This window comes from Brevundimonas sp. (assembly GCF_036659295.1).
Lineage (GTDB): Bacteria > Pseudomonadota > Alphaproteobacteria > Caulobacterales > Caulobacteraceae > Brevundimonas.
Map to the genome: position 1 here is coordinate 1 of NZ_JAVXCU010000068.1, position 12,566 is coordinate 12,566.

Annotated in this window: 12 protein-coding genes and 1 tRNA gene; 3 read left to right on the forward strand and 10 right to left on the reverse strand. The window is 59.7% G+C overall.

Translation table 11 applies throughout. The features are described 5' to 3' along the window. Both RSB01_RS11050 and RSB01_RS11055 read left to right on the forward strand, forming a co-directional pair. A partial coding sequence (locus RSB01_RS11050) for a putative PEP-binding protein (protein WP_332625475.1) occupies positions 1-703 on the forward strand: 703 nt, incomplete at its 5' end. 221 nt (positions 704-924) lie between these two features. After that, positions 925-1,473, forward strand: a complete 549-nt coding sequence (locus RSB01_RS11055; protein WP_332590518.1) for a porin family protein — start codon at positions 925-927, stop codon at positions 1,471-1,473. A 75-nt stretch (positions 1,474-1,548) separates the two neighbouring features. On the opposite strand, the gene RSB01_RS11060 is transcribed toward RSB01_RS11055, so the two are convergent. From RSB01_RS11060 to RSB01_RS11105, 10 genes are all read right to left on the reverse strand, one after another. Then, the gene (locus RSB01_RS11060; protein ID WP_332590517.1) at positions 1,549-1,836 is read right to left on the reverse strand and encodes a hypothetical protein; all 288 of its coding nucleotides are present in this window, start codon (positions 1,834-1,836) and stop codon (positions 1,549-1,551) included. Positions 1,837-1,933: 97 nt separating this feature from the next. Beyond that, positions 1,934-3,079: a beta-ketoacyl-ACP synthase III gene (locus RSB01_RS11065; RefSeq protein WP_332620086.1), complete on the reverse strand. Its 1,146-nt coding sequence runs from the start codon at positions 3,077-3,079 to the stop codon at positions 1,934-1,936. Positions 3,080-3,217: 138 nt separating this feature from the next. Then, complete coding sequence (locus RSB01_RS11070) at positions 3,218-5,287, reverse strand: capsular polysaccharide biosynthesis protein (RefSeq protein ID WP_332590515.1); 2,070 nt, start codon at positions 5,285-5,287, stop codon at positions 3,218-3,220. A 65-nt stretch (positions 5,288-5,352) separates the two neighbouring features. Beyond that, complete coding sequence (locus tag RSB01_RS11075; RefSeq protein WP_332625477.1) at positions 5,353-6,171, reverse strand: CoA ester lyase; 819 nt, start codon at positions 6,169-6,171, stop codon at positions 5,353-5,355. A 43-nt stretch (positions 6,172-6,214) separates the two neighbouring features. Next, complete coding sequence (locus RSB01_RS11080; protein WP_332592242.1) at positions 6,215-7,105, reverse strand: ROK family protein; 891 nt, start codon at positions 7,103-7,105, stop codon at positions 6,215-6,217. Between the two features lies 1 nt (position 7,106). Continuing rightward, positions 7,107-7,598, reverse strand: coding sequence for a GAF domain-containing protein (locus tag RSB01_RS11085; RefSeq protein ID WP_332620215.1), 492 nt, complete (start codon positions 7,596-7,598; stop codon positions 7,107-7,109). A 70-nt stretch (positions 7,599-7,668) separates the two neighbouring features. Beyond that, the gene (locus tag RSB01_RS11090; protein ID WP_332625479.1) at positions 7,669-8,214 is read right to left on the reverse strand and encodes a PH domain-containing protein; all 546 of its coding nucleotides are present in this window, start codon (positions 8,212-8,214) and stop codon (positions 7,669-7,671) included. Between the two features lie 374 nt (positions 8,215-8,588). After that, positions 8,589-9,275 (reverse strand): hypothetical protein, encoded by a 687-nt coding sequence (locus RSB01_RS11095; RefSeq protein ID WP_332625480.1) that lies wholly within the window; start codon positions 9,273-9,275, stop codon positions 8,589-8,591. A gap of 818 nt (positions 9,276-10,093) precedes the next feature. Then, positions 10,094-10,888, reverse strand: coding sequence for a TnsA endonuclease N-terminal domain-containing protein (locus RSB01_RS11100; RefSeq protein ID WP_332625481.1), 795 nt, complete (start codon positions 10,886-10,888; stop codon positions 10,094-10,096). A gap of 712 nt (positions 10,889-11,600) precedes the next feature. Beyond that, positions 11,601-11,676: transfer RNA gene (locus RSB01_RS11105), tRNA-Ile, on the reverse strand. A 192-nt stretch (positions 11,677-11,868) separates the two neighbouring features. Here RSB01_RS11105 and RSB01_RS11110 point away from each other — a divergent pair. Continuing rightward, on the forward strand, positions 11,869-12,566 hold a 698-nt coding region (locus RSB01_RS11110; RefSeq protein ID WP_332625482.1), incomplete at its 3' end, for an SIMPL domain-containing protein.

The following is a 12,566-nucleotide window of genomic DNA, read 5'->3' on the forward strand; positions in this document are numbered from 1 at the left end:
CCGCGCCAAGGACCTTCAGGAAACCAACCCGATGCTGGGCCACCGTGGCTGCCGTCTGGGTGTGGCCTATCCTGAAATCTACGAGATGCAGGTCCGTGCCGTGCTGGAGGCTGCTCTGGAGGTCAAGAAGACCCTCGGTGTGGCACCGATCCCTGAGATCATGCACCCGCTGGTCGCGCTGGGCCTGGAAATGAAATACCTGCGCGAACTGACCGACAACACCGCCAAGGCTGTGTTCGAGGAAGCTGGAGACAGTGTGGACTATCTGGTCGGCACCATGGTCGAGCTGCCGCGTGCGGCGCTGCGGGCCGGTGATCTGGCCGAGCATGCCGAGTTCTTCTCGTTCGGCACCAACGACCTGACCCAGACCACGTTCGGCATCAGCCGCGACGACTCGGGCCGCTTCCTGCAGGCCTATCTGGACAAGGGTATCTTCGAGAACGACCCGTTCGTGCGCCTCGACCAGAATGGCGTCGGCGATCTGATCCGTATTGCCGAAGAGCGTGGCCATGCCACCAAGCCGGGCATGAAGATGGGCATCTGTGGCGAACACGGTGGTGATCCGTCGTCGATCGCCTTCTGTGAAGAGGTAGGTCTGGATTATGTGTCCTGCTCGCCGTACCGCGTGCCGATTGCGCGTCTGGCGGCGGCTCAGGCGGCTCTGGTGGCCAAGTCGGGCATTGCGCGCGAAAAAGACCGCTAAGCAGTTCTAGAGTATTGATGGAAAAGGGCGGCCCGTCGGGTCGCCTTTTTTAATGCCAATTTTTGCCAATATTGGCGTAACTGCGTATGTGTTTTGAAGCGCACACTTGTGACGTTCGTGTAAATTGAGATGGAACGTAGAATGATCGCACCCATTTATATTCCGAGCTGGGACGCAAGGCGTGTTCGCTTTGAGTTCGACTATAGTTAGGAGATTTTGATATGCGTAAGTTTGCTATTGTTGCTGGTGCTGTCGCTACCGTTGCTTTCGGTGGTGCAGCTGTTGCTCAAACTGCTCCGGCTACTCAATGGAACCCGACCTATTACGGTACTCTGGGTTACTCGCAGCTGGACCATTCCGATGGTGATCTCGGCGCAGTGACGGGCCGTCTGGGTGCCAAGTTCAATCCGTATATCGGTGTTGAAGGCGAAGTATCCTTTGGCGTGAAGGATGACGACTTCTCGATCGCGGGCGTCGATGGCTCGATCAAGCACGAGTATGACGCGGCGGCCTATGTTGTCGGCACCTTGCCGGTGACCGACCAGTTCGAGCTGTTCGCCCGTGGCGGTTACGGCACGTCCAAGATCAAGGGCGAGCTGGGCGGTATCTCGCGTGAAGTGGACGGTGCCAGCTGGAACTATGGTGCCGGTGCCAACTTCTTCTTTGACGCCCAGAACGGCGTACGCGGTGACTGGACACGTCGCGACTTTACCGAAAGCGATGCGGGTGAAGTGGACGTCTATTCGGTGTCCTACGTCCGTCGCTTCTAGGTCTTAGGGCCGGATACGACAAAGGCCCGCCTCGGTAACGAGGCGGGCCTTTTTGTTGTGCTGTAAGGCTCAAGATCAGGTGGCGTGAAGCACGTCCGGTGCAATGGCCCAGCGCATAGAGCCTTCGCCGAAGGGGCGCACGAAGAAGTCACGATAACGCTCGAAGGCCTCGATGATGCGTGCCTTCAGGTCTTGCGTGACGGATTCACCGCGCTGGCGGCGCATGGCGGCCACGCAGTTGATCACCATGTCCTGATGGGCAGAGCCACCCATGCGGTGAAGCACTGTCGCGATATCGTGCGCCAGTGGATCTCCGAGTTGTTCTGCCCAAGGCGAAGCGTTTTGTTCTGTCTTTTTAGACATTACCGGATCCCGACCCCGATAAATTTAATTTACATAGGAGTTGCAAAAAAAAGAGAACAGTGCAAGCGCCGCTGTGGCTTGGTGCTCAACTTTTTGTTTAACCCCGCTTTTCAAGAACAACCGTACCGGCGGAATAGCCAGCACCAAAACTACAGATCAGGCCCTTATCCCCAGCTTCAAAGCCCTGATTGTGCAGGTGGAAGGCAATGATCGAACCGGCCGAGGATGTGTTGGCATAGTCGTCAAGAATGATGACGTTTTCCTCGGGTGTAGGTTCGCGGCCCAGAACCCGCTTACCGATCAGCTGGTTCATGTTGATATTGGCCTGATGCAGCCACAGACGCTTGTAGCTGGTCGGGTCGATGCCCAGTTCGGCGGCGTGCTCGACGATCATTTCAGAGACCATGGGCACCACTTCCTTGAACACCTTGCGACCCTGCTGGACGAACAGCTTGTCGGTCAGGCCATCCGACGGGATCGGCTCGGCGGTGTCAGTGGGCAGGTGGGTGCGGTTCAGGAAGCCGAAATTGTTGCGGATCGCGTTCGAGAACTGGGTTTGCAGCTTGGTGCCGACAATGTTCCAGCCACCGGGGCCAGCCTGATCCTCGGCCTCGACGATGACGGCGGTAGCCACGTCGCCAAAGATGAAGTGGCTGTCGCGATCCTTGAAGTTCAGGTGCGCCGAGCAGATTTCGGGGTTCACCATCAGCACGGCCTTGACCGAGCCTGAGGCGACAAAGTCGGCCGCGGTCTTGATGCCGAAAGTGGCCGACGAACAGGCCACATTCATATCAAAGGCAAAGCCGTCAATACCCAGTGCCTGTTGCACCTCGATGGCCATGGCCGGATAGGCGCGCTGCATGTTCGAGGCGGCACAGATGACCGCGCCGATCTCGCTGACCGGCTTGCCCCATGCGGCAATGGCTTGCTGTGCGGCCTTTACGGCCATTTCGGCAAGGATCGAGATTTCGTCATTGCTGCGGGGCGCAAGGCGCGGAACCATGCGCGACGGATCGAGAATGCCTTCCTTGTCCATGACAAAGCGGCTCTTGATGCCCGATGCCTTTTCGATGAAGGCGCTGGACGAGTGCGTTTTCGGCTCGACCTCGCCCGCTTCGATAGCGGCGGCATTGGTGGCGTTCCAGCCATCGACCCAGGTGTTGTAGGCCAGAACCAGTTCGTCATTGGAAATGGACTGGTCGGGGGTGAAGAGGCCGGTGGCGGCGATGACGGCTTTATGCACTGCTTTGATCCTCACGCACGGTCGCGCGGTTCGCTCGAAAAGGCGGGCCGGAATGGCCACCTATTACCGATCTAATGTCCGGTGTTTGGGGCGAACTTCTGTCCGACAGCGACGTCCATAATATTGTTGTTGGGGGTATCAATACGACGACGGAAGGCTGCGGTCGAGACTGGCCTTTATGCCACGCCACCAACGCCTGATCCGTCCGCGCGGCGGCGGGGGCAGGGGGTGGTCGCGGGCGGCAATCAGGGCCGCCACCAGATCCTCGGCCTCGCAGGGCCAGCCGTCCGGTGTCACATAGACCGGATAGTCGATCAGGGCGGCATGGATCAGGTCATCCAGCGTGATCTGTCGCGTGCGGCGCTCGAAGGGCAACTCGTCGTCGGTCAGGCCCCATCCGGCATAGAAGGGGCGGCCATAGACGCTGACAGGTTTGCCGCGCATCAGGGCCTCGAAGCCCGACAGCGAGGTCAGGGTCGCCAGACGGTCACAGGCATTCAGCAGGTCGATGATGTCCATGTCATCGGCCACGGCATCGACTTCATGCATGGCCCCTGCATCCAGTAGGCCGATCCGGTTGCCGGACGTGACATCGGGATGGTTGCGATAGACGAGGAAGGCGTCAGGGAAGTCTGCGCGGGCGGCTTTGACCAGAGCGGAATTGGTGCGGATATCGCCGCATCCCGTCAGGATGGACTTGTCGTTCTCGACCTGACCGACCACCAGAAGGACGGACTTGCCCTTGGGCCATGTGTCAGAAAGGGCGGCCCCTTTGAGGTTATACTTTGACAGGCCCGCACCGACCACGGCTTCGCGCAAGTGTCGGGCGCGGTCCAACTGGCGTGGCGATAGACCGCCCGTCTCGATCAGGGTTTCCAGACGGCTGGGCGTGCGCGGATCGTAATAGACGCCCTGATCGTCCAGAGCGACCGACAGGGCACCAAAGAAGTCCGAGCCCAGACCACGCGAGCGGATAAAGCCGTCCTCCATGCGAACGCGGGGGCCATCAAATGTACTGGCGGCGGCCAGTATCTCGGGGCTTTCCTTGCCGGACCACCAGATCAGCTTGCCACCGGTTACCCGTGCATGGGCGGCGGCGGATTTGGCACGCCAGAAATAGCGAACCCGTCCCTTGGGACTGTTGAGCAGACGGCGTACCGGCGGGCGTTTGGCGGGGGCAAAACCGACAGCCGCCCAATCGCCCGACAGGCGGTCAGCGCGGTCACGCAGGACGATCAGTCGCTCCAGCGCCTGTTCGGCCCCGCAAGGCTGGCCGGTGACCGGATCGACATAGCGGGTATAGCGGATCATGGCGGCGGCCACGACCTGTTCGACGGTGCGGGGCTGGCCTCTGCGGCCGGTCAGGACCGTGTCGCGGGTCAGGCCCCAGCCGGAATAGAACGGAGCGCCGAAACAGCGCACGGCCTTGCCGCGTAGCAGGGCCTCGAAGCCCAGAGCCGAGGTCACAACATAGACGGCATCGACGGCATCCAGCAGTTCGGCGGGCCGTACATCGGTGTCGATCAGGGTGACGCCGGAGAGCTGATCGGACGGGATGCAACCCTGTTTGCGACCAGCGGCCACGGCGGGGTGGCGTTTGACGATGATCTGGGCGTCCGGCTCATCGGCCTTTGCGGCGGCCAGCATCTCGGCAAAGCGGACTTCCGAAGCTAGTCCATAGGCGATTGAGGCATCGCCATAGGTCTGGTCCACCACCAGAACACGGCGGCGCGGTTCCAGGATACTTTCGTCCAGCGCCACGCCCATATTGGTCTTGGATATGCGCGCCTCGACCATGCGGTCGATCAGGGCGCGAGCGCGGGTAGCCATGTCGGCGTCGCACCATTGCGGCGCGGTGACGATCAGGGCTTCCAGACGGCTGGGGCGGGTGGCGTCATAATAGATGCCAAGGTCGTCAACCACGACGCTGAGACTTGTGGCACCGCTCTCGCCAAGGCCGACCGAGCGCAGGAAACCGTCTTCCAGTGCCACATAGGGTTTTTTGTTGCGGCTGGCCCATGTGCGGCCAGCACGGCTGGAGGGTTTCAGGCCCCAGCCGGTGACCACATCCACATCTGCCGAGGGCAGGCGGTTCAGCGCATATTCCGGCAGGAAGGCGGCAAGGTTCGGCACCTTCAGCACACCCGGCGCACAGACCCAGGCAGTCTTCAGAGGCTGTGCGGTAGCGGGCGTTGCGGATTCCATCATGGGTTTTGTCTAGGCGGCGCGGCGGGGCTTAACCAGTGGGGCGGGCCTGATCGGCTGTGGGCAGTTTACAGGCCTGCCAGAAGGCTTTGCGCCTGTTGCAGATGCAGGCGTTCGACCATCTCGCCTTCCAGACGGATGACGCCCAGACCCTCGGCCTCGGTGGCGGCAAAGGCGGCGACCACTTTTTGCGCCCATTCGACCTCGGCGGGGGAGGGGCCAAAGGCGGCATTGGCGGGCGCGATCTGTGACGGGTGGATCAGGCTCTTGCCGTCAAACCCGTAGAGGTGGCCCTGCGCAGCCTCTGCGGCAAAGCCGTCTTCGTCCTTGATGCGGTTGAAGACGCCGTCAATGGCCAGAAGCTTGCTGGCGCGGGCATGGGCGACCACGGCGGCCAGCCATGGCTTGAACGGTTCGCGGTCCGGCGACGGTCCGGTTTTCATTTCCTTGGCCAGATCGTTCACACCCAGCATCAGGCCCGAAAGGATGCCGCCGGCCTCGGCAATGTCTTTCAGGTCGACCAGAGCCTTGGGCGTTTCGATCATGGCCCACAGGCGCTGGTTCAGGCGCAGGACATCGCTGATGGCCTTGACCTGCTGTTCGTTCTCGATCTTTGGGGCGACGACCAGATCAACGGGCGCGTCTTTCAGGGCGTCCAGATCATCGGCGGCCCATGGCGTATCCAGCGCATTGATCCGCACGGCCAGTTTGGGGCCAAAGCCACCGGCGATGGCGGCCTCGATCGCAGCCTTGCGGGCGTCGGCCTTGGCCTCGGGGGCTACGGCGTCCTCGAGGTCCAGTACCGCGACGTCACAGTCCAGCGTGCGGGCCTTTTCAATGGCGCGCGGGTTGCTGGCGGGCAGGTAGAGGACGCTGCGGACTTTCATCGGAGACTCGCTCGAAGCTTTGTTTCAGGGAGCATAACGTCGCTTAAGCCCACAAGCGAGCGGCCCCGCGCACGCCCGAACTGTCGCCCCAGCGGGCCGGTACCACGGCGGCGTTCCAGATGTCGGAAAAGACGCGGGCGGCAATGGCTTCGTTCAGGCCGTCATAAAGCTCGGGAATGTTGGACAGACCCCCGCCCAGCACGATGATCTCGGGATCAACCAGATTGATCACAGCGGCCAGAGCGCGCGCAACGCGATCGCGCAGGAGGTCCATCTGTTGTCGCGCGTCGGCATCGCCGGAGCGCACCGCCGCGATGATCTGTTCGCAGGTCCAGCCACGCTGGGTGGCGGCATTGTGGGCGCGGGCAAAACCGCTGCCGGAAATCCATGTCTCAAGACACCCCGACTGACCGCACCAGCATTGCGGGCCGGGCACTTCGTCTAGTGTCGGCCACGGCAGAGGGTTGTGACCCATTTCGGCAGCCACGCCATGACGGCCCTCGACCAGTTTGCCGTCAATTACCAAGCCTGCGCCACAGCCGGTGCCGAGGATAACGGCATAGACCGAAGCATGGCCTTCACCCGCGCCATCGACGGCTTCGGACAGGGCCAGACAGTTGGCATCATTGGCAAGGCGCACGGGGCGACCCAGATGCTGTTGCAGGTCGGCTTGGAACGGTTGGCCGTTCAGGTACTGGCTGTTGGCATTGCGGATCAGGCCGGTCAGCGGCGACGGCGATCCGGGGATGGCCAAGCCGACAGAGCGGGCAGGGCCAGCCATCTGTTCGACCTCGGCCAGTAGTTCGCCCACCAGCCGGATTGCGCCGTCATAGGTGCCGGGGTTCGGGCGACGGATACGGGCGGTAAAGCTGCCTGCATCGTCAATGGCTGCCGCCTCGATCTTGGTGCCGCCAAAGTCGATACCGATACGCATATTAGGAAAAGACCTTGGTCATCAGACGTTCAAGGCAGGTCTGGTCCACGGCATCGAACGCGGCCTTTTCGGTGGCATCGACATCCAGCACGGCGATCAGGTTCTTGTCGGCATCAAACACCGGCACGACGACCTCGCTCTCGGAGCGGCTGTCGCAGGCAATGTGACCGGGGAAGACGTGAACATCCTCGACCAGTTGCGTCTTTTGCTCGCGGGCGGCGGCACCGCACACGCCGCGTGCAAACGGGATGCGCAGGCAGCCCAGCGTGCCCTGATAGGGGCCGACCACCAGTTCGCTCTCCTTGTCCGGATCGACCACATAGAAGCCGGTCCAGAAGAAGGCGGGGAAGGCATCGGCCAGCATGGAGGCCACGGTAGCCATGCGCGCCGTCACATTCGGCTCGCCATCCAGTACCGCAAGGATTTCGGCCTCGACCTCGGCATAGCATTCGGCCTTGTCGGCGGGGCGGTCATCACGGGCGATATAGGACATGGAAACTTCAATCAGGTGGGAGCAAGTGCAGGGACGTTATGTCAGCGCACTTGCCCGCCAGATCAAGTCATCAGGACGTTTTGCGCGCGTCCAGCTTGGTTTCGATCCGCAGCAGGACATCGCGGATTTCACATAGCAGTTCCGGCGAGCTTGCCGCAGGACTGGTGGCATGTGCGGAGGTTTGCACCTGTGCATCACGCATAGCCAGAATGCGGTCGCGCATTTCACGCGCATTCATCAGGCCGATCAGATCGGCTTCGGATGAGCCTGTAGCAGCATTGCGTTGCCCTGCGGTTTCAATCCGCAAACCGAGCAAGCCGAGCATGGACAACAGCGGCCCCTCGCGTACGGAAATGTCCTGAATCTTGTCCAGCGGTATGGTCAGTTCCTGACGGAACCACACACCCTTGCAGATGATGACGCTACGGTCCGTCAGTTCCATCTTCAGCGAGGCATAATAACGCCCCGCCCACCATGTCCCGAATATGGCCCAGAGCGGCAGCAGCAGAATACCGACAACGGTGACGACCAGAGGCCATGCGCCCTGAAGAAAGTAATAGGCCTTCAGCTTGGGGCTGAATTGACCCTCGATGATGGTAGCGGATGGTGCGGACAAACAGATTCCCCCTCTGGTGCCGACATATGTGTCGATCGGCCAGATAACATCTGTACTCAAGAAATGCGAAATTGGATGCAAGGCGGGCGGGGCATCCAACATTCATGAAAACAAGATGATTTTCAGAATGTTTGTCGAGACCACCTAAGAGTGGCTCAACCGTTGCCTGAAATGCTGTGCGATTTTTCCTAACACCACTTAGTAGACCACCTAACGGTGCCTCAATCGCATTCCGTACGCTTGCGCGGGGTAAGGCCCTGATGCGTCAAAAGTGGTCATTGGTACGCGATCCAAAGGCCGCATATCAGGCAGCCTTTCTGCCGGAAGTGTAAATTCGGGCCGCTCCTCGCATGAGATACTTTCTTGTTCTTGCATCAGTCCCGCGGGATCAAATGTAGGCCCTCTCTGGTGGTCATGACCCGAATATCACGATCGACGGCGCAGCGGACGACCATTGCACGTTCGCCAAGCCAGAGTATATCGCCGTCGCAAGGCGCGCCGTCTTTTTTGGCTATGGTAAGCGTGCGCACGAAACCTACCTCGGCAACTTGATCGTGGAACGCGCCGATGGACCCGACGACCCAAAACGCGACGGGGAGCGCCGGGATGATCGGCAATGCCGCTCTAAGCATCCGGGAATTGGGCTGGGCGATGCGGGCGTCGAGAATGATCCGGACTGCTGCAATCGTGGCGATGAAGGCGAGGATGAGGCGAAGACCGAGCGGATTGGCTAGCCACAGGAGAATGCCGTCGACTACAACAACCCAAAGCATGATGGTCACGAAACGGCGTGGCTTATCGCAATAGAGCCAGCCGAGTGGGTACGCCAGCAGGACTGGCGCGCACAGTAGCGTGGCAACGATGAAGCCAAGCACGACGCTGGGAGCCGCGATATCAGCCATGGTGATCAGTTGAATCCCAGTCAGCCCCCATCGGTCGAAGATAGACAAGAGAAACATCATCAGGGCAACGAAGCCGCTAACTGATAGGAGCGGCAGTAACAGAAGTATGCGCGTTAGATTAAGGGGAAGCGGAGGCGCTTCATGTGAGACGTCGATCATAGGCGTTTTTACTCTGCAATACTCTGAGCCGCTTAGCGCGGGTCGCTTGATTCGACCAAGCTTCAAGGCCTACCTCGCTGTCGGTGGGCTTTTCGCTCTACGAACGGCCAACCTTCTGATTGCGGGACATCAACGGTCTTGAAGAGCCAGCGCACGCGCAAAACTCAGCTGCACAGACGCAAGCAGATACACAGGAAGCTCGTGCACTTTTGTGTTCGACGGTGCGGGCAACATGGGGACGGAAATATGTGGATTGGGAGATTGCGGCCACGCTCGATAAGGGACGCGGTCTAATCTATGTCCGACTATTGACACTCTATACTTTAACTAACGGTCGGTACCCGGTCCCTGATCGATTGTTTGACAGACTGCCCGGAACTCGCTGACATCTACGGCAAGTGCGACGATGATGAGCCAACTGTCGTGGCTTGGCTTCCCAAATGAGCCCTAGCGCCTTTCGGAGGCTGGCGTCGCTTCGAGAAAAGTCACCCATTCGATCTAGCGATCTCAGTACGACTTGCCTGACAATCGCGCGTGGATCCTTTTCCTGGATAAGTTCGGCGTCCGCCTCGCGTAACAAAGGCGCTTTGGAGGTTGGAACAACCTCAACTCTTCTTACGGCACCGGCCGCGAACTCATCCTCCAGCCACTGCCTTGTGGGGAAGGCGAATTCGCCCGCATCTGTCAGGCGCTGATATGGCTGACCGGTTTGGACATTTCGCAAGACGAGAAACCCGCCGTCCAGAATATGATCCAGATAGTGGCGCTCGCCATCAATCTCCCAGATGTCGCCCGATCTAAGTTGCATAAGGCTCATATCAGGCCCCCCTTTGGTTGGGGACGAGGGCGACGCGACTCGCATCGCCAATCGGCTGAGTCAGGTCGATGTGCACGATGCGTCCCACCATCATGGCCTGCAGCTTGGCTAACCCCAGCGCGCGTATGCCAAGGTGCTGGACGAGCTCACCAAGAGCGGCGTCACCCGAGCGCCCCAAGATCTCCACAACTTGGAACACGTCAGCGCTCGTGTAATCCGTCATACGCCGAGACTGGATGTCCGTGACATTGCGATGGAACGAAGTCCGCTTCATCAGTGCCTTCATAAACACCAGACGAAAGCACCAGCCGACCTGCTGGCAGATCGCCCGCACGGCCTGGAGCTTCTCCGCATAGTCCTGATCCTGAAGTGCGCGAGAGTTGGATTTCACCTCGACCACTTCGATGCCGCCATCGGCCATCAGCCGCACACAGTCTACGATGTAGGTGCGTTTGCGCCCGTCGATCACGAACTCAAGCCGGAACGGCTGGGCGCGATAATCAACCACTTCAGTATCGACCTCGCAGTGCATGAAGAAGGCGAGCTCGTTCATGCTCTCGTAGGGCAAAGGTCGACCGGCTTTGCGGCTGGCATAGACGCCCGTCGTGATGACTCTGCGCCCAGTGACGATGGTGCGGATAGGAGCTCCGCATGGGGTGGTCACCAGAGTGGCCGACGCGGAAAGGCTCTCCCAGGACAAGGGTGTAGTGTCCTTTACGCCTGCGGAACGGACGACGGCTTCTACGGTGAGGGGCTGCCCTACAGGCAGCAGGGATCGATGACGGACGTGGCCCATCTGAATTCTCCTTGATTAACGACGAGTTGGATTCAGGCCAGCTGAGATCGTCACGCTTCTCTATGGAAACGTGTTGACTTACTGCTCGATCAGGGAGAACATCCATCCATCGTCTCGACAACGAATGGAGCCGGAAGGCTTCCCGACCGAGCCCTTGGCATAGCCTGGGGCTCGAGTTGTATTTGGCATACAACTCTGAAAATTATAGTGTTTATGGCGGTTTCATTGCGCGCGCTCCTCTGTTGTTCGGACGGTTTCGGGTCTGAAAGCGTCAGAGCTCGGATCAATGATCCGAATTCATAACGGGAGTATTTTCGCAAGACTCGCTCAAGGAGTCACAGAATTAATTTTTCGATATAAGGTATATTGAATTTTGTTTAAATAATATGGTCTATGGACCATATTATTGGTTGTTTGTTTTATTGTTGTTGATTGATTTTTTTACTGAATGCGTAGGCGGCTGGTGTTGTTGGGTCGGTCGTGCCTAGGGGGTAAGCCGCGTGAACGGCTCTTTTTGAGTATGTAGCGGACGGTGGCGAGCGGCGGCTGGATCGCTTTTGCGCCAAGCTCAGGCGCTGGCTGCAAAAAGCCCGAAGATATCGCCATCTCGGTAAGCGGAGCGTCTTCGCCATTCGCAGCGTAGCTGCTTATGCTGACGGCGTGAGCCACTCTTAGCTGGTTTTGAGCCAGTTCTAAGTGGTCTCGACAATGTTGGTAGGCGTGGAGGGACTCGAACCCCCAACCAGACCGTTATGAGCGGTCGGCTCTAACCATTGAGCTACAGGCCCCCGAAGCAGGAGGCTGTGCCTAGCAGCAGTCGCGGCCACTGAGAAGAGGGATCAGGTCAACAATCTGGGCGGTAAATGGACGGACGGGTGAACAAAGCCTGACAGAAACACGTTCATCTTTGTTCATACGGGTCATGCCAAAAGGCTGGTCATGGCCCTGTTGGCTTATAAACTCTTGTGGAGACACTCCCTATGACCCGCTTTTCGCGTGCGCTGATGATCGGTTCTGCCATGGTGGCTATGGCCGCGCCTGTGGCCGCTCTTCCTGTTGCCGCCCAAGCCCAGACTGTTTCGGGAGTCGCCGCTGTGAACCAACAACCGTCCCTCAACCTGTCGGCGACCGGTAAGGTCAATGTCGCGCCCGATCAGGCCACCATTTCCTTTGGTGTCGTGACCGAGGCGGCAACGGCACAAGAAGCCATGCAGGCCAATGCCCGCCAGATGAATCAGGTCATTGCCGCCCTGCGCCGCGCAGGCATCAGCGAGCGCGAGGTACAGACCTTGGGTCTGAACCTGTCGGCGCAGTATGATTACAAAGAAAATGAATCGCCCAAGCTGCGTGGCTATCAGGCCTCCAACCGCGTGACGGTCATCATCAATGACCTGACCAAGGTCGGTCAGACCGCCGATGCGGTGGTGGCCGCTGGCGTCAACCAGATCGACGGCATCACCTTTGGTCTGAAGGACCCGAGCGCAGCTGAAAACCAGGCCCGTCGTCTGGCGGTTCAGGCCCTGCAAGCCAAGGCCGTTCTGTATGCAGAGGCACTGGGCAAGCCGCTGGGTAGCATCCGCAACCTGACGGAAAGCGGTGGCTATGTGCCGCAACCGTCGCCGCGCATGTACTCGCGTGCCGCCGGTGCCATGGCCATGGACAGCACGGCCATCGAAAG

What these genes read in the sequence shown, in the direction of transcription:
- RSB01_RS11060 (WP_332590517.1), bottom strand. Translation starts at nt 1,836, where the DNA reads ATGTCTAAAAAGACAGAACAAAACGCTTCGCCTTGGGCAGAACAACTC.
- RSB01_RS11070 (WP_332590515.1), bottom strand. Translation starts at nt 5,287, where the DNA reads ATGATGGAATCCGCAACGCCCGCTACCGCACAGCCTCTGAAGACTGCC.
- RSB01_RS11055 (WP_332590518.1), top strand. Translation starts at nt 925, where the DNA reads ATGCGTAAGTTTGCTATTGTTGCTGGTGCTGTCGCTACCGTTGCTTTC.
- RSB01_RS11075 (WP_332625477.1), bottom strand. Translation starts at nt 6,171, where the DNA reads ATGAAAGTCCGCAGCGTCCTCTACCTGCCCGCCAGCAACCCGCGCGCC.
- RSB01_RS11080 (WP_332592242.1), bottom strand. Translation starts at nt 7,105, where the DNA reads ATGCGTATCGGTATCGACTTTGGCGGCACCAAGATCGAGGCGGCAGCC.
- RSB01_RS11085 (WP_332620215.1), bottom strand. Translation starts at nt 7,598, where the DNA reads ATGTCCTATATCGCCCGTGATGACCGCCCCGCCGACAAGGCCGAATGC.
- RSB01_RS11095 (WP_332625480.1), bottom strand. Translation starts at nt 9,275, where the DNA reads ATGATCGACGTCTCACATGAAGCGCCTCCGCTTCCCCTTAATCTAACG.
- RSB01_RS11100 (WP_332625481.1), bottom strand. Translation starts at nt 10,888, where the DNA reads ATGGGCCACGTCCGTCATCGATCCCTGCTGCCTGTAGGGCAGCCCCTC.